At 55.9% G+C, this 22,405-nt stretch carries 16 protein-coding genes; 4 read left to right on the forward strand and 12 right to left on the reverse strand.

Annotation, left to right across the window (positions count from 1 at the left end):
* Positions 1-6: 6 nt before the first annotated feature.
* Entirely contained in the window at positions 7-1,365 is a 1,359-nt protein-coding gene (gene cysG, locus N2K86_RS17270; protein ID WP_407065244.1) for a siroheme synthase CysG, read from the reverse strand.
* 236 nt (positions 1,366-1,601) lie between these two features.
* Between cysG and N2K86_RS17275 the strand changes: the two genes are divergently transcribed.
* Positions 1,602-2,645: an aminopeptidase gene (locus N2K86_RS17275; protein ID WP_260659416.1), complete on the forward strand. Its 1,044-nt coding sequence runs from the start codon at positions 1,602-1,604 to the stop codon at positions 2,643-2,645.
* Between the two features lie 114 nt (positions 2,646-2,759).
* On the opposite strand, the gene cysH is transcribed toward N2K86_RS17275, so the two are convergent.
* From cysH to cysJ, 3 genes are all read right to left on the reverse strand, one after another.
* Positions 2,760-3,494, reverse strand: a complete 735-nt coding sequence (cysH, locus tag N2K86_RS17280) for a phosphoadenosine phosphosulfate reductase (RefSeq protein ID WP_260659417.1) — start codon at positions 3,492-3,494, stop codon at positions 2,760-2,762.
* Between the two features lie 99 nt (positions 3,495-3,593).
* Positions 3,594-5,306, reverse strand: a complete 1,713-nt coding sequence (gene cysI / locus N2K86_RS17285; RefSeq protein ID WP_260659418.1) for an assimilatory sulfite reductase (NADPH) hemoprotein subunit — start codon at positions 5,304-5,306, stop codon at positions 3,594-3,596.
* The gene (cysJ, locus tag N2K86_RS17290) at positions 5,306-7,111 is read right to left on the reverse strand and encodes an NADPH-dependent assimilatory sulfite reductase flavoprotein subunit (protein ID WP_260659419.1); all 1,806 of its coding nucleotides are present in this window, start codon (positions 7,109-7,111) and stop codon (positions 5,306-5,308) included. The genes cysI and cysJ overlap by 1 nt, the downstream gene beginning before the upstream one ends.
* 306 nt (positions 7,112-7,417) lie before the next feature.
* Here cysJ and queD point away from each other — a divergent pair, with 306 nt between their 5' ends.
* The gene (queD, locus tag N2K86_RS17295; RefSeq protein WP_111965448.1) at positions 7,418-7,780 is read left to right on the forward strand and encodes a 6-carboxytetrahydropterin synthase QueD; all 363 of its coding nucleotides are present in this window, start codon (positions 7,418-7,420) and stop codon (positions 7,778-7,780) included.
* Between the two features lie 88 nt (positions 7,781-7,868).
* Here queD and queE read toward each other — a convergent pair whose 3' ends face one another.
* From queE to N2K86_RS17310, 3 genes are read right to left on the reverse strand one after another with little or no spacing between them, the layout of a single operon-like run.
* On the reverse strand, positions 7,869-8,540 hold the full coding sequence (gene queE / locus N2K86_RS17300; RefSeq protein ID WP_260659420.1) for a 7-carboxy-7-deazaguanine synthase QueE: 672 nt from the start codon (positions 8,538-8,540) through the stop codon (positions 7,869-7,871).
* A gap of 54 nt (positions 8,541-8,594) precedes the next feature.
* Positions 8,595-9,302 (reverse strand): N-acetylmannosamine-6-phosphate 2-epimerase, encoded by a 708-nt coding sequence (locus tag N2K86_RS17305; protein WP_260659421.1) that lies wholly within the window; start codon positions 9,300-9,302, stop codon positions 8,595-8,597.
* Positions 9,302-10,861: a maltose/glucose-specific PTS transporter subunit IIC gene (locus tag N2K86_RS17310; RefSeq protein WP_260659422.1), complete on the reverse strand. Its 1,560-nt coding sequence runs from the start codon at positions 10,859-10,861 to the stop codon at positions 9,302-9,304. The genes N2K86_RS17305 and N2K86_RS17310 overlap by 1 nt, the downstream gene beginning before the upstream one ends.
* 165 nt (positions 10,862-11,026) lie before the next feature.
* Between N2K86_RS17310 and N2K86_RS17315 the strand changes: the two genes are divergently transcribed.
* Positions 11,027-11,851: a MurR/RpiR family transcriptional regulator gene (locus N2K86_RS17315; RefSeq protein WP_260659423.1), complete on the forward strand. Its 825-nt coding sequence runs from the start codon at positions 11,027-11,029 to the stop codon at positions 11,849-11,851.
* Between the two features lie 50 nt (positions 11,852-11,901).
* Here N2K86_RS17315 and eno read toward each other — a convergent pair whose 3' ends face one another.
* From eno to rlmD, 5 genes are all read right to left on the reverse strand, one after another.
* The gene (gene eno, locus N2K86_RS17320) at positions 11,902-13,200 is read right to left on the reverse strand and encodes a phosphopyruvate hydratase (protein WP_237844744.1); all 1,299 of its coding nucleotides are present in this window, start codon (positions 13,198-13,200) and stop codon (positions 11,902-11,904) included.
* An 81-nt stretch (positions 13,201-13,281) separates the two neighbouring features.
* Positions 13,282-14,919, reverse strand: a complete 1,638-nt coding sequence (gene pyrG, locus N2K86_RS17325; protein WP_260659424.1) for a glutamine hydrolyzing CTP synthase — start codon at positions 14,917-14,919, stop codon at positions 13,282-13,284.
* A 223-nt stretch (positions 14,920-15,142) separates the two neighbouring features.
* On the reverse strand, positions 15,143-15,934 hold the full coding sequence (gene mazG / locus N2K86_RS17330) for a nucleoside triphosphate pyrophosphohydrolase (protein ID WP_260659425.1): 792 nt from the start codon (positions 15,932-15,934) through the stop codon (positions 15,143-15,145).
* A gap of 67 nt (positions 15,935-16,001) precedes the next feature.
* A complete protein-coding gene (relA, locus tag N2K86_RS17335) occupies positions 16,002-18,233 on the reverse strand; it encodes a GTP diphosphokinase (RefSeq protein WP_126544893.1) in 2,232 nt (743 codons plus the stop codon).
* Between the two features lie 51 nt (positions 18,234-18,284).
* Complete coding sequence (gene rlmD / locus N2K86_RS17340; RefSeq protein WP_260659426.1) at positions 18,285-19,583, reverse strand: 23S rRNA (uracil(1939)-C(5))-methyltransferase RlmD; 1,299 nt, start codon at positions 19,581-19,583, stop codon at positions 18,285-18,287.
* Between the two features lie 58 nt (positions 19,584-19,641).
* On the opposite strand from rlmD, the gene barA reads away from it, so the two are divergent.
* Entirely contained in the window at positions 19,642-22,401 is a 2,760-nt protein-coding gene (barA, locus tag N2K86_RS17345; RefSeq protein ID WP_260659427.1) for a two-component sensor histidine kinase BarA, read from the forward strand.
* The last annotated feature ends 4 nt before the right edge of the window (positions 22,402-22,405 follow it).

The raw sequence follows: 22,405 nt of genomic DNA on the forward strand, positions 1-22,405 counted from the left end.
CGTTCCTTAAGCCAAATTTACGACAGAAGAACCAAAGCCTTCTGTATCGGTTGTGTTCTGAAACCAGGCGAGCGTGCTGTGCAGCTGCACCACTTCCCCCACCACGATCAGGGCGGGCATCGGGGCGTCTTTCGCCAGGGTTGCAAGGTGTTCCAGCGTGCCCGTCGCAACGTGCTGATCGACGCGCGTGCCTCGAGAAATAACGGCAACGGGCGTCGTCGCCTCGCGACCGTGCTGAATGAGTTGTTCGCTGATTTCTGCCGCCTTCATCGTGCCCATGTAGATCGCCAGCGTTTGTCGGCTCTGGGCAAGATGCGACCAGTCAAACGGCGTACTGTCGGCCTTGTAGTGTCCGGTCACAAAGGTCACGCTCTGGGCGTAATCGCGGTGGGTTAACGGGATACCGGCGTAGGCCGTCACCGCAGAGGCCGCCGTGATGCCGGGCACCACCTGGAACGGTATGCCCGCTTCGGCTGCCGCCTGCAGCTCTTCGCCGCCGCGACCGAAAATAAACGGATCGCCCCCTTTCAGGCGCACCACGGTTTTACCCGCTTTGGCGGCGTCAACCAGCATCTGATTGGTGTCGTGCTGCGGCACCGAATGCTCGCCAGCCCGTTTGCCGACGCAGATTTGCTCCGCGTCGCGACGGATCAGCTCACGCACGCCGTCGGTAACCAGATGGTCGTAAAACACGACGTCCGCGTCCTGCAGCACCTGCAGGCCGCGCAGCGTCAGGAGCCCGGCATCACCCGGCCCGGCTCCCACCAGAATGATCTCCCCGCTCGTACTGCCGGGGTTATCCAGTTCGTCCTCGAGGATTTTCTGCGCCGCCGTCTCATTACCGGCCTGCATCAGGCTGGCAAAGCGGCCGCGAAACACGCGTTCCCAGAAGCGACGGCGTTCCGTCACGCTGGTCAGGCGGGTTTTGAGGTGATTGCGCCAGTAGCTGGCTTTTTCCGCCATGCGCCCGAGGCTGGTCGGCAGCAGCGCTTCGATTTTTTCCCGCAGTACGCGCGCCAGCACCGGTGCGGTACCGCCGGAGGAGATCGCCACCAGCAGCGGCGAGCGGTCAACAATCGACGGGAAGATAAACGAGCACAAAGGCTGGTCGTCCACCACGTTCACCAGGCGGTAACGGGCTTGCGCCGCGTCAGAAATTCGGCGGTTGAGTTCACGATTTTCGGTTGCCGCAATCACCAGCACCACGCTGTCGATTTGCGACTCCTCGAAATCCGCCTCTTCGACTACCCGTACCTGCGCGCCTGCCCGTTGCAGGAACGCGATTTTGCGATCGGCAATTTCACCCGTACCCACAACCAGCACTGGCTTCTCTTTTATCGCGGCAAATAAGGGCAGATAGTCCACAGGCAACAACTCACTAACAACAGGAATAGTGGGACTATAGGGGGCGGCTTAGACCGAATGAAATTACGAATTGGAATGAGTAGTTACTCAATGGAATAACGCCGTGAAAAAGCTAATATCAAAAAGTGCTTAACACGCGAAATTTCGGGCATTTAAGAGCAATTCAAATTGTGTATGCACGATCACAGTTTCATACTAAGCGGGTTAAAAATTTGCTCTGTTTTTAAGGACTCACTATGTTTTCCGCAACGCGCCACCGTATTGCTGCCCTGGCGCTCGGCGTTTGCTTCATCCTTCCGGTTCAGGCAAAAAACCAACCTTATGGTGAAATCGCCAATATGCAGGCGCGGCATATTGCCACGGTCTTCCCTGGACGCATGACCGGTACACCGGCCGAGATGCTCTCCGCAGACTATATTCGCCAGCAGTTTGCCGATATGGGCTACCAGAGCGATATCCGCTCGTTTCACAGCCGCTACATCTATACCTCACGTAATAAAACAAAAAACTGGCACAACGTGACGGGCAGTACGGTCATTGCCGCACACGAAGGGAAAGCGGCTGAGCAGATCATTATCATGGCGCATCTCGATACCTTCGCCCCGATGAGCGACGCCGACACCGACAATAACCTCGGCGGTTTGACGTTGCAGGGATTGGACGACAACGCGGCGGGTCTGGGCGTTATGCTTGAACTGGCCGAGCGAATGAAAAATATCCCAACGAAATACGGGATCCGCTTTATTGCCACCAGCGGAGAAGAAGAAGGAAAGCTTGGCGCTGAGAATCTCCTGAAACGCATGAGCAATGAGGAGAAAAAAAATACGCTGCTGGTGATCAATCTCGATAATTTGATCGTCGGCGATAAGCTCTATTTTAATAGTGGACAGAGCACCCCCAGCAGCGTGCGTAAATTAACGCGCGACCGGGCATTAGCCATTGCCCGTAGCCACGGTGTGTATGCCACCACCAATCCCGGCGGCAACCCGGATTATCCGAAAGGAACGGGCTGTTGTAACGACGGCGAAGTATTTGATAAAGCGGGAATTCCGGTTTTGTACGTTGAGGCGACGAACTGGGGTCTTGGCAAGAAAGATGGGTATCAGCAGCGGGCGAAAACGAAAGCGTTCCCGGAGGGGACAAGCTGGCATAACGTGATGCTGGACAATCAGCAGCACATTGACAGCGCGCTGCCTCAGCGAATTGAACACCGCAGCCGTGATGTGGTGAAGGTGATGCTGCCGCTGGTGAAGGAACTGGCGAAAGCGGGGAAAGTCTGAGGTCGTTAAGCATAGTGCGTCCTGATGCCCTCACCCCAACCCTCTCCCACGGGGAGAGGGAGAATTAAGCCTTTGTAGGCCCGGTAAGCGCAGCGCCACCGGGCAAAAAGGTTATCACCCTTCGTGCAGCCCGCACTCGCGCTTCAGCCCAAAGAATCGTGTCTCTTCCTCCGCCATTCCCGGTTCCCATTTGCGCGTGGTGTGTGTATCCCCCACTGACAGATAGCCCTGGTCCCACAGCGGATGGTACTTCAGCCCGTGCTTTTGCAGGTACTGGTACACGGTGCGGTTATCCCAGTCAATGATAGGCAGCACTTTGAACACGCCGCGTTGAACCGCCAGCACCGGTAGCGTAGCGCGGCTTCCTGACTGCTCGCGGCGCAGACCCGCAAACCAGGTCTGAGCCTTCAGATCTTTCAGCGCGCGGTTCATCGGCTCGACTTTGTTGATCTCATTGTATTTCTCAATGCCCTCAACGCCCTGCTCCCAGAGCTTGCCGTAGCGCGCTTCCTGCCAGGCCGCACTTTCCTTCGCGCGGTAGACTTTCAGGTTCAGCTTGAGCTTGTCCGTAAGCTCGTCGATAAACTGGTAGGTTTCCGGAAACAGGTAGCCGGTATCGGTGAGGATCACCGGAATGTCCGGGCTGATCTGATTCACCAGATGCAGGCTGACCGCCGCCTGAATACCAAAGCTCGACGACAGCACATAGTCTCCCGGCAGGTTTTCCAGCGCCCACGCCACACGCCCTTCGGCGTCCAGCTTTTCAAGGTGGGCATTGGTTTCTGCCAGCGCCAGAATGCGTTCGACTTTTGGCAGGTCATTAAGGGCGTTTAGATCGAGTACGGACATAAGAACCTCGTTTGCCTGTTTTGCCGGGCGGCACTGCGTTTGCCCGGCCTACAAAACCCGTAGGCCCGGTAAGCAAAGCGCCACCGGGCAAAGGATGGGTTACTCCCAGAAATCCCTTGCGGGATCGAGCACCGGGCGAATGATGCCCGCACGCACCGTAAAGTCGCCGAAGCCTTCACCCGCTTCGCGCTCTTTCGCCCAGCGCCCGACAAGCTCGTCAATGGAATCGAGAATTTCCGGTTCCGTAATATTTTCACGGTACATACGCGGAATGCGCGTCCCCATACGATTGCCGCCAAGGTGCACGTTGTAGCGACCCGGCGCTTTGCCGACCAGCCCCAGCTCGGCAAGCATCGCACGACCGCAGCCGTTCGGGCAGCCGGTGACGCGCATAACAATATGCTCGTCCGGAATACCGTGTTTTTCCAGAATCGCTTCTATCTTGTCAGTAAATGACGGCAGGAAACGTTCCGCTTCCGCCATCGCCAGCGGGCAGGTCGGGAACGACACGCAGGCCATGGAGTTTTCACGCTGCGGTTTAACCGCATTCATCAACCCATGATCGCGCGCCAGCTTCTCGATCTTCGCCTTCTGGCTCTCCGGCACGCCAGCAACGATCAGATTCTGGTTGGCGGTAATACGGAATTCGCCTTTATGGATCTTAGCAATTTCCAGCAGACCGGTTTTCAGCGGGCGGCCCGGATAATCCAGAATACGACCGTTTTCAATAAACAGCGTCAGGTGCCATTTATTGTCGATACCTTTAACCCAGCCAATGCGATCGCCGCGACCGGTGAATTCGTAAGGGCGGATCGGCTCAAACTTGATGCCTGCGCGACGCTCCACTTCCTCTTTGAACGTCTCTACGCCAACGCGCTCCAGGGTGTATTTGGTTTTCGCGTTTTTACGGTCGGTACGGTTGCCCCAGTCGCGCTGAGTCGTCACAACCGCTTCCGCCACCGCCAGCGTATGCTCAAGCGGCAGGAAGCCGAACTCGCTCGCCGTGCGGGCATAGGTTTTCTTGTTACCGTGCTCGATGGACAAACCGCCGCCCACCAGCAGGTTAAAGCCCACCAGCTTGCCATTTTCCGCAATCGCCACGAAGTTCATGTCGTTGGCGTGCAGATCGATATCGTTCTGCGGCGGGATCACCACTGTGGTTTTGAACTTACGCGGCAGATAGGTCTGGCCGAGGATCGGTTCTTCGTCAGTGGTGGCTACTTTTTCCTGATCGAGCCAAATCTCCGCATAGGCGCGGGTGCGCGGCAGCAGGTGCTCAGAGATCTTCTTCGCCCACTCATAGGCTTCGGCGTGCAGCTCGGACTCATACGGGTTCGAGGTGCAGAGCACGTTACGGTTCATGTCGTTGGCGGTTGCCAGCGCGTCCAGCCCAACCGAGTGCAGCATCTGGTGCACCGGCTTCACGTTCTTCTTCAGAATGCCGTGGAACTGGAAGGTCTGACGGTTGGTCAGGCGGATGCTGCCATAAATCGTGTTTTCACCCGCAAACTTGTCGATGGCCTGCCACTGTTTGGTGGTGATCACCCCACCCGGCAGGCGGCAGCGCAGCAGCATCGCATGACGCGGCTCCAGCTTCTGTTCAGCACGCTCGGCGCGGATATCGCGGTCATCCTGCTGATACATACCGTGGAAACGGATCAGCAGGAAGTTGTCGCCTTTGAAACCGCCGGTCAGACCGTCATTCAAATCTTCGGCAATGGTACCGCGCAGGTAGTTGCTCTCTACCTTCATGCGCTCGGCATCAGTCAGTTTGCCTTCGACCACCAGTGGGCCGGGATGTTTTTCGCTCATTAGTAGACATCTCGCTGATAACGGCGCTCTACGCGCAGCTCACTTAAAAATTCATCCGCCGTTTCGGCATCCATACCGCCGAATTCGGCAATCACTTCCAGCAGTGCCTGCTCAACGTCCTTCGCCATGCGATTGGCGTCGCCGCAGACATAAATGTGGGCACCGTCATTGATCCAGCGCCACAGCTCTGCGCCCTGTTCGCGCAGTTTGTCTTGTACGTATACTTTTTCTTTCTGGTCGCGGGACCAGGCCAGGTCGATACGGGTCAAAACGCCTTCTTTAACATAGCGCTGCCACTCAACCTGGTAGAGGAAATCTTCCGTAAAGTGCGGGTTGCCAAAGAACAGCCAGTTTTTACCCGGCGCGTCGTCTGCCGCGCGCTGCTGCATAAAGGCGCGGAACGGCGCGATGCCGGTGCCCGGGCCAATCATGATCACCGGAGTTTCCGGGTTCGCCGGCAGGCGGAAGTTGTCGTTGTGCTCAATAAAGACGCGCACCTCGCCCTCTTCTTCCACGCGGTCCGCCAGGAAGCTTGATGCCCCACCCGCGCGGGCGCGGCCTTCGACGTCGTAGCGCACCACGCCGACGGTAACGTGAACTTCGCTTTCCACTTCCGCCTGGGAAGAGGCGATAGAGTACAGGCGCGGGGTCAGCGGACGCAGCAGACCGATCAGCGCATCGGCATCCAACTGAGCCGGAGAGAAGCGCACCATATCAACAATTGGCGTCGTCGCGGCGTAATGCTGCAGTTTCGCTTTGTCGCCCACCAGCGGCAGCAGGGATTCGCTGCGCGTTAAGGTGGCGTAATTTTCGACGATATTCGGGGTGTTCACCGTCAGCTCGAAATGCCACTGCAGCGCGTCTGAAAGCGGCTGGGTTTTGCCGTCAACGGTGACAGGCTCGTCGCCTTTCAGCCACAGCAGCTCGACCAGCTCTTTCACCAGCGCCGGGTCGTTCTGATACCAGATACCCAGCGCATCGCCAGGCTGATAGCGCAGGCCAGAGTCGCCGAGATCGATTTCAATATGGCGGACGTCTTTTTCCGAGTCGCGTCCGGTGATTTTCTGGTTTACCGACAGGCTCGCCGTCAGCGGTGCCTCTTTGGTGTACGGGCTGGTGTGGATGTCGTTAACAGCCCCCGTCGCGGTGAAGGCAGCCTGCGCCGACGTCTCTTTCGGCACGCGCGCTTTCAGCACCTCAACAATGCGGGCACGCCATTCGGCGGCGGCGGTCTGGTACTCGACATCCGCATCCACGCGGTCCAGCAGGCGCTCTGCGCCCAGCTCCGCCAGCCTGCTGTCGAAGTCTTTGCCGGACTGGCAGAAGAATTCATAGGAGGTATCGCCCAGGCCAAAGACGGCAAACGCCGTGCCATCCAGCTTCGGCGCTTTTTTCGAGAACAGGAACTTATGCAGCGCCACCGCTTCTTCCGCGGGTTCACCTTCACCCTGCGTAGAAGCCACCACCACCAGCAGTTTTTCTGACGCGATTTGCTTAAATTTATAATCCCCGGCGTTCACCAGGTTCACGTTCAGTTTGGCAGCGAGGAGGTCGTCACGCAGCGCTTCGGCCACGCGACGGGCATTACCCGTTTGCGAGGCAGAAATGAGCGTAATGGCAGGAATTTCAACGGCCGTTGCCGGTGCACCCGCCACAGCGCCAGGCTGCTGATTGAGCATTCCCCAGAAATAACCGGAGACCCAGGCAAGCTGAGTGGGAGAAAAATCAGAAGTGGCAGCCTGAAGGCGCGCCAGTTGTTCCGGGTTCAGGGGAAGCAAATTTGAAGGTGGGGCCTGTGTTGTCATGCGTCGTTATGTTCCAGTAGCCAAGCGGACTTTAAGCGAATAAATCCAAACTGAAGATAAGGTTAACGGCGAGGATAATAACAATTAAAGAAGGGATGGAAATAATAAATAACCAAATGGACTAACCTGTTTTACTTATCGTTCTTAACAGTAAAAGTGATTAATTAAGATATTGAAATATAACCATAAAATCAACAAAAAAAGAGCATATCGCGGCTCAGCACCTATTGAGCCGTTTTAGTTAATGCTAAAAATTGTGCTTTCCGGTACTATGCGGCGGTTTTTTCCGCATTACTGAGAGCGATCATGTCCACCACACTGTTTAAAGATTTCACCTTCGAAGCCGCCCACCACCTTCCGCATGTCCCTGAAGGGCATAAATGTGGCCGTCTGCACGGGCATTCGTTTATGGTGCGTCTTGAGATCACCGGTGAAGTTGATCCGCATACCGGTTGGATCATGGATTTTGCCGAGCTGAAGGCGGCGTTTAAGCCGACCTACGACCGTCTGGATCACTACTACCTGAATGAGATCCCGGGCCTTGAAAACCCGACCAGCGAAGTGCTGGCGAAATGGATTTGGGATCAAATGAAGCCGCTGGTGCCGCTGCTGAGCGCGGTGATGATCAAAGAGACCTGCACCGCGGGCTGCATCTATCGCGGGGAGTGATGCCTGCCGGGTGGCGCTGACGCTTACCCGGCCTACAGACGCCTCGAACCCTAGGCCCGGTAAGCGCTAGCGTCACCGGGCTTTTTTTCTAGGCAATGTTCAGGTATTTGTGCGTCTGCATCGACAGGCGCCAGTTGCGGGCGATACAGGTTTCAATGCACAGGCGGGTCGCATCGTCTTTCTGGCTGATAGGCTGTAGCGCAATGACGCGCTGCTTTTCATCCGTCAGCGTTGCCAGCAGTTCATCCAGCGCTTCGATATCACGCACGCGCCCTACCGGGTGCTTAATCTCATCCGCGCGTTCCAGCGCCTGAGACAGCACGTCATACCCGCCGCGCATATTCACTTTTGGCGAGACCGTTACCCAGGTTGAATGGGAGCAGCGAACTTCATGAGTACCGCTGGTTTCAATCTGGCAGCTATAGCCATTTTGCTCAAGCAGCTCGGTCAGCGGCGTCAGATCGTGGATGCAGGGTTCACCACCGGTGATCACCACGTGGCGCGCCGTCCAGCCCTGACGACCAATAATGGCCAGCAGATCTTCTGAACTGCCCGCGCCCCACTTATCGCTCTCTTTGGTTTTCGCCAGTATGCTAAACAGCGATACTTCCCGATCTGCGAGCTTATCCCACGTATGTTTGGTATCACACCAGGCACAGCCAACCGGGCATCCCTGTAAACGAATGAAAATAGCGGGAACGCCGGTAAAGTAACCCTCGCCTTGCAGGGTCTGGAACATCTCGTTAATCGGGTACTGCATAGTCATCTCAGTAAAGGGGATAAACGATAAGTATCGCAGATCCCCGCCGGATGGTCATGCTCCATCGGTGCTTTGCGCGCCAATCGCCGCCATAAACCGTTCCGTAATTTGCTGCGGTCGGGTGATCGCGCCGCCGACGACAACCGTATGCGCGCCCAGCGCCAGACATCTGGCCGCGCGCTCGGGCGTATCCACGTTGCCTTCGGCAACCACGGGCACCGTCACGGCCGCCAGCACCGCTTTCAGGAACGCACAGTCATTTTCCGGAAGTGAATGGCCCGCCGTTTCCGCCGTGTAGCCGTAAAGCGTGGTGCCGACGCAGTCAAAGCCAAGCGCCTGCGCCGTCACGGCTTCGCCCACGGAGGCGATATCCGCCATCAGCAGTACCGCGGGATAGCGCGAGCGGATGCACGTAACCAGCGTTTCCAGTGATTCCCCACCGGGACGCTCCCGCGCCGTCGCATCAAGCGCAATGATTTCCGGCGAGACGGTCATCAGCTCATCCACCTCTTTCATCGTGGCGGTGATAAACACCTCGCTTTCCGGGTAATCCCGTTTGATGATGCCGATAACAGGCAAAGACACCTGCTGCTTAATGGCCTCGATATCCACCACGCTGTTGGCACGAATGGCGGCGGCTCCGCCCTGCGCCGCCGCCAGAGCCATTCGCGACATAATAAACGGGCTGTGCAGCGGTTCATTCTCCAGCGCCTGACAGGAGACGACCAGTTTTCCCTTCAGGTTATCCAGTACAGTTTTCATTACGATAAGATCTCTTCCACTTCGTTTTTGATAATCGTGACATGGGGGCCATAAATGACCTGAACGCCGTTACCGCGCACGATAACGCCGCGCGCCCCGGTGGCTTTCAGTGCCGACTCATTCACTTTGCTGCCGTCCTTGACCGTGACGCGAAGACGCGTGGCGCAGCAGTCCACCTCTTCCAGATTGTCTTTTCCGCCTAATCCAGCGATCACCGCCGCGGCGCGCTCGCTCTGCGAGAAGGTCACTTCATTGGCCATCGCCTCCTTTTCCCGACCAGGCGTAGCGAAATCAAAGCGATTAATCAGATAGCGGAAGGTGAAGTAGTAGAGGAAGAACCACGGCACGCCCACCAGCGGGACGAACATCCAGTTGGTTTTGGCCTCCCCCTGCAAAATGCCGAACAGTACGAAGTCGATAAAACCGCCGGAGAAGGTTTGCCCGATGGTGATATGCAGCATGTGTGCGAGCATAAACGCCAGCCCGTCAAACAGCGCATGAATGACGTAAAGCACCGGCGCAATAAACAGGAAGGAGAACTCGATAGGCTCGGTAATCCCGGTCAGGAACGAGGTTAACGCCGCAGAGAGCAGCAGCCCGGCAACACGCTTTTTGTTCTCCGGTTTTGCCGTGTGGTACATCGCCAGACACGCGCCGAGCAGGCCAAACATCATCGTAATAAAGCGCCCGGACATGAAGCGTGATGTGCCTTCGTAAAACTGACGCGTTGTGGGATCGGCCAACTGGGCGAAGAAGATCCGCTGTGTACCCTCAACCAGGTGACCGTTGACAATCTCACTACCGCCGAGCGCGGTTGTCCAGAACGGCAGATAGAAGATGTGGTGCAAACCAAACGGGCCCAGCATGCGTAAAATGAAGCCGTACAGCAGGGTGCCCAGATAACCGGTGGCATCCACCAGCCCGCCGAGACCAAAAATCAGTTTCTGGAAATGCGGCCAAACCACGGTCATGAGCACGCCGACGAGTATCGCCGCCAGGGAGCTGATTATGGGAACAAAGCGCGAGCCGCCAAAGAACCCGAGGAACTGCGGAAGCGCAATTTTATTAAACCGATGATGGAGCGCGCAGGTCACCAGACCAATCACCACGCCGCCAAACACGCCGGTTTCCAGCGTCTGAATCCCAAGCGTCATGCCCTGCCCCACAGCGCCCGGGTTCTCGTGCGCCAGTTTGCCGGTGAGGATCAGCAGCGCGTTGATGGTGGCATTCATCACCAGAAACGCGAGTAGCGCCGCCAGCCCAGCCGTGCCCTTATCGCTTTTTGCCAACCCGACGGCAACACCAACCGCAAACAGCACCGAGAGGTTCGCAAACACAATTGAACCGGCGCTGCTCATGATGGTGAAAATGGCCTGAAGCCAGCCCACATCTAAAAACGGATAAGCCGCCAGCGTGTTGGGGTTCGATAACGCACCGCCTATCCCCAGCAGCAGACCCGCCGCGGGCAACACGGCGATGGGCAACATAAAGGATTTACCAAAGCGCTGCGCCTTTTCAAACCATCCCCCCGAAGAAGCGCCACTGAACATTTGCATCATTTTTTCATATCCCCATTAATAGATGAAAATTTTTACCACATAAATATTATGTAGTGAAAATTACCACCAAAAACCAGGAAGCCGATCATACTTTTTCAAAATAACTGGCATCTTTCCCCTCCTTTCCGCCACACTAGTCGCAGCGAAACACATTAAGGACGTGGCATGTCGGACCATGAAAATCTGCTGCTGAAGCTCCGCCAGGAGGCTTCCGGGTACAGCCCAACGCAACAAAAACTCGGCGAGTTTGTCCTAAGCGATCCTGCCCGGGTGCTCTACCTGACGATCACTGAACTGGCGCGCGAGAGCCACACCAGCGAGGCCAGCGTAACGCGCCTTTGCCGGACGCTGGGCTGCAAGGGTTATAACGAATTTAAAATGGCGCTTGCGCTGGATATTCAGCAGGGGCAGCCCGCGCGTCAGGCGGGGGATGAGATTGATAACGTCGTGGATGAGTCGGTGCAGGCTTTGCAGGATACCGCCAGACTCCTCGACCGCGTGCTGCTTGAAAAGGCGGCGCTGGCGCTACACCAGGCACATTCCGTGCAGATTTATGGCGTCGCGGCCAGCGCGATCCTCGGGGAGTATCTGCATTACAAGCTGTTGCGGCTGGGCAAACCCGCGCAGCTGTTTAGCGATATGCACCGCGCAGCCATGAATGCGACAACGCTTTCGAAAGAAACGCTGGTCGTTGCCATCTCCAGCTCGGGTTCAACGCGGGATCTTCTCCACGTGGTGAAGCTTGCTCGCAAGCGCGGCGTTAAGGTTCTGGCACTCAGCAATACGCCCCGCAGCCCGCTGGCTTCCCTCAGCGATTTGCAGCTTGTTGCGGCCAAGCCCGAAGGCCCGCTGAGTGCCGGAGCACTAAATGCCAAAGTGGGCGTTATGCTGCTGGTTGAATTGCTTACCACTTCCCTGATTGCACTGGACAGCCATTACGGCGACGTCAGCCAGCAAACGGCAAGCGCCACGCTGCCGCTTCTGCTTTAGAAAATAAAAAACCCGCCGAAGCGGGTTTTGAGAAGAACGAAAGTTCAGGCTTATGCCTGGCCTTTGATCTCTTTACGGCCGTTGTACGGTGCTTTTTCGCCCAGCGCTTCTTCGATACGAATCAGCTGGTTGTATTTAGCAACACGGTCAGAACGGCTCATAGAACCGGTTTTGATCTGGCCTGCAGCGGTACCCACAGCCAGGTCGGCAATGGTCGCGTCTTCAGTTTCGCCAGAACGGTGAGAGATGACAGCGGTGTAGCCAGCGTCTTTCGCCATTTTGATCGCAGCCAGAGTTTCGGTCAGAGAACCGATCTGGTTGAATTTGATCAGGATGGAGTTAACGATGCCTTTCTCGATGCCTTCTTTCAGGATCTTGGTGTTGGTTACGAACAGATCGTCACCAACCAGCTGGATTTTGTCGCCCAGCACTTTGGTCTGGTATGCGAAGCCAGCCCAGTCAGACTCGTCCAGACCGTCTTCGATAGAAACGATTGGGTACTGTTTGGTCAGGTCTTCCAGGAAGTGAGTGAACTCTTCGGAGGTGAATGCTTTGTTGCCTTCGCCAGCCAGAACGTATTTACCGTCTTTGTAGAATTCAGATGCTGCACAGTCCATCGCCAGGGTGATGTCTTTGCCCAGCTCGTAGCCTGCTGCTTTAACTGCTTCAGCGATTACAGCCAGAGCTTCTGCGTTAGAACCCAGGTTTGGCGCATAGCCACCTTCGTCACCCACAGCAGTGTTCATACCTTTAGCTTTCAGAACTTTAGCCAGGTTGTGGAACACTTCAGAACCCATACGTACTGCTTCTTTCAGGGATTTCGCGCCAACTGGCTGAATCATGAATTCCTGAATATCAACGTTGTTGTCTGCGTGCTCACCACCGTTGATGATGTTCATCATTGGTACAGGCATGGAGTATTTGCCTGGGGTGCCGTTCAGTTCAGCGATGTGCTCGAACAGTGGCTGGCCTTTCGCTGCAGCTGCTGCTTTGGCGTTAGCCAGGGAAACCGCCAGGATTGCGTTCGCACCGAAGTTAGATTTGTTTTCAGTACCGTCCAGATCGATCATGATCTTGTCGATGCCAGCCTGGTCTTTGGCGTCTTTGCCAAGGATTGCCTGTGCAATCGGACCGTTTACAGCGCCAACCGCTTTCAGTACGCCTTTGCCCAGGAAGCGGGATTTGTCGCCATCGCGCAGTTCCAGCGCTTCGCGGGAACCAGTAGAAGCACCTGATGGAGCAGCAGCCATACCAACGAAACCACCTTCCAGGTGAACTTCGGCTTCAACGGTCGGGTTACCACGGGAGTCGATGATTTCACGACCGATGACTTTAACGATTTTGGACATTAGATTTTCCTCAGTACAAGTTAAACTAAAACTCCAGACAAACAACGCGTACCAAAGGTACGCGTTGCCGTTCTAACTTTTTTACTTCGCCTGACGCTTCTGGTAGTCGCTGGCGGCCTTCACAAAGCCTGCAAACAGCGGATGCCCATCACGCGGCGTAGAAGTAAATTCCGGGTGGAATTGGCAGGCAACGAACCACGGATGGTTAGGCACCTCGATGATCTCGACTAACTGATCATCCCCGGAACGGCCCGCAACACGCAGACCCGCAGCTTCAATTGGTTTCAACAACATGTTGTTGACTTCATAGCGGTGACGATGGCGCTCGGTGATGGTTGATTCGCCATACAGCTTGCGAACCACGCTATCGTCGGACAGCTGGCAGGCCTGTGCGCCAAGACGCATAGTGCCACCCAGATCGCTCTTCTCGGTACGGACCTCGACGTTACCTTCTTCGTCGCGCCATTCAGTGATAAGCGCCACTACAGGGTACTTACAGTCTGGCACAAATTCCGTAGAGTTTGCGTTTTCCATCCCCGCTACGTTGCGCGCAAATTCGATCAGCGCAACCTGCATACCCAGGCAGATGCCGAGGTATGGAATATTGTTTTCACGCGCATAGCGTGCAGTGGCGATCTTGCCTTCTACACCACGGTAGCCGAAGCCGCCAGGGATGAGAATCGCATCCAGATCTTTCAGAATTTCGACGCCACGCGTTTCAACATCCTGCGAATCAATCAGCTTGATGTTCACGGAGACGCGGTTCTTCAGACCGCCGTGCTTCAGCGCTTCGATGACTGACTTATAGGCGTCCGGCAGTTCAATGTACTTGCCGACCATACCGATAGTCACTTCACCAGCCGGATTGGCTTCTTCGTAAATAACCTGTTCCCATTCAGACAGGTTAGCTTCCGGACAGTTCAAGCTGAATCGTTTACAAATATAATCGTCCAGGCCCTGTGATTTCAACAGGCCCGGGATTTTATAAATGGAATCGACGTCTTTCATTGAAATAACGGCTTTTTCAGGCACGTTACAGAACAATGCAATTTTCGCACGTTCGTTCGCCGGAACCGCGCGATCGGAGCGGCAAACCAGGATATCTGGCTGAATACCGATGGAGAGCAGCTCTTTCACAGAGTGCTGCGTCGGTTTGGTTTTCACTTCACCTGCGGCGGCCATGTACGGCACCAGGGTCAGGTGCATGAACAGCGCGTGCTCACGACCAATATCGACAGCCAGCTGACGAATCGCTTCCAGGAATGGCAGGGATTCGATATCCCCCACGGTTCCGCCGATTTCGACCAGCACCACGTCGTGGCCTTCGCCACCCGCAACGATGCGTTCTTTGATTGCGTTAGTGATGTGTGGGATAACCTGAACGGTTGCCCCCAGATAGTCACCACGGCGCTCTTTACGCAGAACGTCAGAGTAGATGCGGCCAGTCGTGAAGTTGTTACGACGGGTCATTTTGGTGCGGATGAAACGCTCGTAGTGGCCAAGATCCAGATCGGTTTCAGCGCCGTCTTCAGTAACGAACACTTCCCCGTGTTGGATTGGGCTCATGGTGCCCGGATCGACGTTGATGTACGGATCCAGTTTCATCATGGTCACATTGAGGCCACGGGCTTCAAGAATGGCTGCGAGGGAGGCTGCGGCAATGCCTTTACCCAGAGAGGATACGACCCCGCCGGTCACAAAAATATAGTTCGTTGTCATGCTGAACCTGAGAAGTTAGGGTGAAACGATGGAATAACCAGGACGGGAAAGTAGTATACCCGAACACGGCGAGCGCCACAAACTTTCATTCTCCGTCTCCATTCCAGGCCATGACAAACATAAGGAGTGAGAAAATAGCCCCTTTTGGGTAAATGTTTTTGACGCAAATCAAGCGCTTGTCATTTAAAAAATCACACAAATTGCGCTTGATCGCAAAATCTCGTTAGAGATCAGATTCCTGGCGTTTTACTTCCTGCCAGACTTCTTCCATGGCCTCGAGGTCAATTCCGGTCATTTCCAGGCCACGCGAAGCCACAATCCGCTCAACTTCGCGAAAACGTCGCTCGAACTTAATGTTGGCTTTTTGCAGGGCGGTTTCCGCTTTTACCCCTAAATGGCGTGAAAGGTTGACGGTCGCGAAAAGCAGGTCGCCCATCTCCTCTTCCAGCTTTGCTTCATCCACAACCGCCTGCTGCGCTTCATGCATCACTTCGTCTATCTCTTCATGCACTTTATCCAGCACCGGTCCCAGGGAGTCCCAGTCAAAACCCACGGCGGAGCAGCGTTTCTGGATTTTATGCGCGCGCATCAGCGCGGGCAGACTTAACGGAATATCATCCAGCGCCGAGTGCTGGGATTTTTCGGCCCGCTCGGCGCTTTTTATCTGCTCCCAGCGAGCCAGCACTTCGGCGCTGTTGCCTGCGGTGGCATCGCCAAAAATATGCGGATGGCGGCGCTCAAGCTTGTCGCTGATGGCAGCGCAGATGTCGTCAAAGTTAAAGCGCCCTTCTTCCTGCGCCATCTGCGCATAAAATACCACCTGGAATAACAGGTCGCCCAGCTCGCCGCGCAGGTCGTCAAAATCCTCGCGTGAAATGGCGTCCAGCACTTCATAGGTTTCTTCGAGGGTGTACGGGGCGATGGTGGCGAAAGTCTGCTCCTTGTCCCACGGGCAGCCGTTTTCCGGGTCGCGCAGGCGTTTCATGATGCCGAGCAGGCGGTCGATTTGAGTCATAGTTCTGTCCTGATGAAAAAAACGCCGGGTGGCGACGAAGCCTTACCCGGCCTACAGAAGAGTGTGTTTAACCGCCGTGCAGACGTCGCGCGTCTATCACATCCGGCACCTGGTTCAGTTTACCGAGCACGCGGCCCAGCACCTGCAGGTTGTAGATTTCGATGGTCATATCGATGGTGGCAAGCTGCTCGCGGGTATCGCTGCGGCTGGCTACGCCCAGCACGTTGACCTTCTCGTTAGCAAGAATGGTGGTGATGTCGCGCAGCAGACCGCTGCGGTCATTGGCGGTGACGCGCACCACCAGCGAGTAACCTGCGGAGTAACTTTCGCCCCAGACCGCTTCTACGATACGCTCCGGCGCATGTGACTGCAGCTCTGCAAGCTGGTCACAGTCTGAACGGTGGATCGAAATCCCCCGCCCCTGAGTGATAAAGCCGACGATATCGTCACCGGGGATCGGCTGGCAGCAGCGGGCAATGTGGTGCATCAGATTGCCCACACCTTCCACGACCACGCGGCCGTTATCTTTGCTGCGCTGCTGCGGCACATGGGTTTTCTGCTGCAGCTGCTTCAGCGCTGCCGCATCCTGCTCCGCCGCACTTGGCTTGTTGAACTGCGCCTGCAGGAAGTTCACCATCTGATTCAGACGGATATCTCCGCCGCCAATGGCCGCTAACAGTTCGTCAAGCTCGTTGAAGTTGTAGCGTGGCAGCAGGAATTTCTCCGCCTCTTTCAGGCTGATCCCCACATGCTCCAGTTCGTCATCCAGGATCTGGCGACCGGCAAGGATGTTTTTATCGCGATCCTGCTTGCGGAACCAGGCGTGGATCTTGGAGCGCCCGCGGCTGGTGGTGACGTAGCCCAGGTTCGGGTTCAGCCAGTCACGGCTCGGGTTGGGCTGCTTCTGGGTGATGATCTCAATCTGGTCACCCATCTGCAGTTGATAGGTGAACGGCACGATTCGTCCACCGATTTTCGCCCCGATGCAGCGGTGCCCCACATCACTGTGGATGTGGTAGGCGAAGTCGAGCGGCGTGGAGCCCGCGGGCAGGTCAACAACGTCCCCTTTCGGAGTAAAGACATAGACCCGGTCGTCGAAGACCTGGCTGCGCACTTCGTCGAGCATTTCGCCGGAATCAGCCATCTCTTCCTGCCACGCAATCAGCTTACGCAGCCAGGCGATACGGTCTTCATGTCCTGAACGCGCGCCGCCAGAGGTACCCTCTTTGTATTTCCAGTGCGCGGCCACACCCAGCTCGGCGTCTTCGTGCATCTGTTTGGTACGGATCTGGATCTCAACCGTTTTGCCGCCAGGGCCAAGCACCACGGTATGAATAGACTGGTAGCCGTTTGGTTTCGGGTTCGCCACATAGTCGTCGAACTCGTCCGGCAAGTGGCGGAAGTGAGTATGTACAATCCCCAGTGCGGCGTAGCAGTCCTGCAGACGCTCCGCCACAATACGCACGGCGCGCACGTCAAACAGCTCGTCAAAGGCGAGGTGTTTCTTCTGCATTTTGCGCCAGATACTGTAGATGTGCTTAGGTCGACCGTAGACTTCGGCGCGCACATTCTCTTCTTTCATTGACTGACGCAGCCCGCTGACAAACTCGTCGATGTAGTGTTCACGATCGATACGGCGTTCATGCAGAAGTTTGGCAATGCGCTTGTATTCCGCCGGGTGCAAATAGCGGAAGCAGTAATCTTCCAGCTCCCATTTCAGCTGACCGATACCTAAGCGGTTCGCCAGCGGCGCATAGATATTTGTACACTCTTTGGCGGCAAGGACGCGCTCGTCTTCCGGCGCATCCTTCACTTCGCGCAGGTGCGCAATACGTTCGGCAAGCTTGATGACCACACAGCGGAAGTCATCCACCATAGCCAACAGCATTCGCCGGACGTTATCAACCTGTTCTGAGGAGACGGAATCGGTATGGGCAGCTTTAAGCTGGCGGATGGCCGCCATATCGCGCACGCCGTGGATCAGCGCGACGACGGAGGTCCCGACGCTGTCACGCAGCACGTCTTCGCTGACCACGTCAGCATCGGCGAGCGGGAACAGAAGCGCGGCCTGCAGCGTTTCGATATCCATGTTCAGCATGGAGAGAATTTCGACCATCTCGATGCCGCGCCACAGCAGCAGCTCAGCGTCAGGATGCCCCTGCGTAGTGCGCAGACAATAGGCCCAGGTTTCGGTTAAGCGTTCACACGACTGCTGGCTGGAAATCCCCAGACTTGCGATCCATTTTTGAGGGTCAAACTCACCAGCTTTATTAAGATGTGCACTTCTTACCGCAACCATCGTCCTCTCCTTTAGGGACCAGGGCCTGTCGAAGTCGACAAGCCAAACAAATTAGATGTGCTCAAACAACGCCATCGATTCCAGATGTCCAGTGTGCGGGAACATGTCCAGCATTGCCAGACGCTGAATCTGGTAACCCGCACTGATTAATGCCTCGCTGTCTCGGGCAAGCGTCGCCGGGTTACAGGAAACATAGACCACACGCTTCGGCGCGAGTTTAATAATATGTGCCATTACGCCCGGAGCACCGGCACGTGCCGGGTCGAGCAAAATTTTATCAAAGCCCTGTTTTGCCCACGGCTGTTGAGTCACATCGTCCTCAAGGTTTTGATGAAAAAATGTCACATTTTGCAAGCCATTCTGTCGGGCGTTTTCCTGTCCTTTGGCGACCAGCGCCTCAACGCCTTCCACACCCACCACGTTTGCCGCTTTCAGAGCCAGAGGGAGCGTGAAATTACCCATACCGCAGAAGAGATCGAGCACCCGGTCGGTCGGCTGGATATCAAGCCAGTCCAGCGCTTTTTCAATCATCTGCTGATTCACGCCGTCATTAACCTGGATGAAATCCCGCGGGCTGAACGTTAAGCGTAGCCCGTTTGACGCATACCAGGGAGCCTCTCCCGTAACCTGCTCAAGTATCTCGCTTTGTGGCGCCAGGAAAAGCGCAAGCTTGTGGGAATGCGAAAAGCGTTCCAGTTTTTCGCGGTCTTTTTCAGACAGCGGCGCAGTATGGCGCAGCACCATCAGCGGGCCGTTGTTAGCCAGAACCAGTTCCACATGCCCGAGATGGCGAACACCCTCAAGCCCGGACAGACACTGGTGCACATCAGGGAGCAATGCTTCAAGTTGGGGCGCCAAAACAGGGCACTGCTTTATATCCACGGTATCGCTGGCGCTGGCTTTACGAAATCCCATCTCCAGCCGCTCGGTTTTGGGGTGATAACTGAGGCTCAGGCGCGCGCGCCGACGGTAGCCCCAGGGCTGCCCGGCGATAATCTCGTTTACCTCATGCTTAAGCTGACGCGCCAGCGCGCTGCTTTTACTTTTTTGCTGTAAAACTACGCTGGCATGCTGTTGCTGGCAGCCCCCGCAGACACCAAAATGGGGGCAGCGAGGCACTTCGCGTTCCGGGCTGTCACTCAGTCGGCGCTTCACCTGGCCGCGCGCGTACTGGCGTTTATCTTCCGTCAGCGTAATTTCTGCTCGTTCTGATGGCAGCAAACCTGTTATAAACAGTGTCTTACCGTTGTGTCGCGCCACCCCCTGACCAAAGGGATCGAGGTCCGTGGCTTCAACAGTTATGATCTGACGCGTCGTCACGCGTCGCTTTGCAGAGTAGAATTGCGCCATCGCTGAGATTTTTCTCACATATAAACATAATTGTCTAATTGTCCCATAACGGAACGCCATGACCAACTACAGCCTGCGTGCACGCATGATGATTTTGATCCTCGCCCCCACCGTATTGATCGGTTTACTGCTGAGTATCTTCTTTGTGGTGCATCGCTATAACGATTTGCAGCGACAGCTGGAAGACGCCGGAGCCAGCATCATCGAACCGCTGGCGGTCTCCAGCGAATACGGGATGAACCTGCAAAACCGGGAATCCATTGGTCAGTTAATTAGCGTCCTGCATCGTCGTCACTCGGACATCGTGCGGGCTATCTCCGTTTATGATGAAAACAACCGTCTGTTTGTTACCTCGAATTTTCACCTTGACCCGACATCCCTGAAAATTCCTGACGGCACGCCATTCCCGCGCCATCTCACCGTATTGCGGCGAGGGGATATTATGATCCTGCGCACACCGATCATCTCCGAGAGTTATTCTCCCGATGAATCCGCTCAGTCTGAAGCCAAATCCAGCAACAACATGCTGGGATATGTGGCGCTGGAGTTGGATCTCAAGTCAGTCCGGCTGCAGCAGTACAAAGAAATATTTATCTCCGGCGTGATGATGCTCTTCTGTATCGGCATTGCGCTGATTTTCGGCTGGCGACTGATGCGTGATGTGACGGGGCCAATTCGAAACATGGTCAACACCGTTGACCGTATCCGTCGCGGCCAGCTCGACAGCCGCGTGGAAGGGTTTATGTTGGGCGAGCTGGATATGCTGAAAAACGGCATCAACTCGATGGCGATGTCGCTGGCGGCGTATCATGAAGAGATGCAGCACAACGTTGACCAGGCCACCTCCGACCTGCGCGAAACGCTGGAGCAAATGGAAATTCAGAACGTCGAGCTGGATCTGGCGAAAAAACGCGCTCAGGAGGCTGCGCGCATTAAATCCGAATTCCTTGCCAATATGTCACACGAACTGCGTACGCCGCTGAACGGCGTGATCGGCTTTACCCGTCTGACGCTGAAAAGCGAGCTTAACCCCACCCAGCGCGACCATCTGCATACTATCGAACGTTCGGCCAACAACCTGCTGGCGATCATTAACGACGTGCTGGACTTCTCGAAGCTGGAAGCGGGCAAGCTGATCCTGGAAAGTATCCCGTTCCCGCTGCGCAGTACGCTGGATGAAGTGGTGACGTTGCTCGCGCACTCGTCGCACGACAAGGGCCTTGAGCTGACGCTCAATATCAAGAACGACGTACCGGATAACGTCATTGGTGATCCGCTGCGTCTGCAGCAGGTCATCACCAATCTGGTGGGTAACGCGATCAAGTTTACCGAGAGCGGCAATATCGACATTCTTGTCGAAAAACGGGCGCTCAGTAATAACAAGGTACAGATTGAGGTGCAGATCCGCGATACCGGTATCGGCATACCGGAGCGCGATCAGTCGCGTCTGTTCCAGGCATTCCGTCAGGCGGACGCCAGTATTTCCCGCCGCCACGGGGGGACCGGCCTGGGGCTGGTGATCACCCAAAAACTGGTAAAAGAGATGGGCGGCGATATCTCCTTCCACAGCCAGCCTAACCGGGGTTCGACCTTCTGGTTCCATATCAATCTCGATCTCAACCCCAACGTCATGACCGATGGGCCAGTGACCGACTGCCTGAAAGGGATGCGTCTGGCCTACGTTGAGCCAAATGCCGCAGCGGCACAGTGCACGCTGGACGTGCTAAGCACCACGCCGCTGGAGGTTGTCTACAGCCCGACCTTCTCTGCACTTACCGTTGAGCACTACGATATCCTGCTGATGGGGATCCCGGTGACCTTTACGGGCGAACTGACCATGCAGCAGGAGCGCCTGGCGAAAGCGGCATCAATGACCGATTACCTGCTGCTGGCTCTGCCTTGCCATGCACAAATTAAAGCCGAAGAGTTGAAAAACGACGGGGCAGCCGCCTGCCTGCTCAAACCGCTCACGGCCACACGCTTGCTACCTGCGCTCACCGAATATTGTCGCCTGAGCCAGCACGCGCTGCCGCTCATCAGCGACGAGCAAAAGCTGCCGATGAGCGTGATGGCGGTGGACGATAACCCGGCAAACCTGAAGCTGATTGGCGTGCTGCTGGAGGATCAGGTTCAGCATGTGGAACTGTGTACCAGCGGTGCGCAGGCAGTGGAACAGGCTAAACAGATGCAGTTCGATTTGATCCTGATGGATATTCAGATGCCGGGTATGGACGGCATTCGCGCCTGCGAGCTTATCCGCCAGCTCCCGCATCAGCAGCAAACGCCGGTTATTGCAGTGACCGCGCACGCCATGGCCGGACAGAAAGAAAAATTGCTGAGCGCCGGGATGAATGATTATCTGGCCAAGCCTATCGACGAAGAGAAACTGCATAGCCTGCTGGTGCGCTACAAACCGGGGCACATTGGCGGGACATACACGGTTTCAGCAGAATCGCCGGAAATTAGCGTCAACCAGAATGCCACCTTCGACTGGTCGCTGGCGCTGCGCCAGGCGGCAGGGAAAACCGATTTAGCCCGCGACATGTTGCAGATGCTGGTCGCATTCCTGCCGGAAATCCGTAATAAAGTTGAAGAACAGCTGGTGGGAGAAAACCCTGAAGAACTGCTGGAAGCTATCCACAAGCTGCACGGCAGCTGCGGCTACAGCGGGGTGCCGCGGTTGAAGAACCTTTGTCAGTTGCTGGAGCAACAGTTACGCGCCGGTACGCCAGAATCCGAGCTTGAACCCGAGTTCCTGGAGTTGCTTGATGAGATGGATAATGTGACAAGGGAAGCAATGAAGGTGTTGGGGAGCTGATATA

It is taken from the genome of Enterobacter mori (genome assembly GCF_025244905.1).
GTDB classification, from domain to species: Bacteria; Pseudomonadota; Gammaproteobacteria; order Enterobacterales; family Enterobacteriaceae; genus Enterobacter; species Enterobacter mori_A.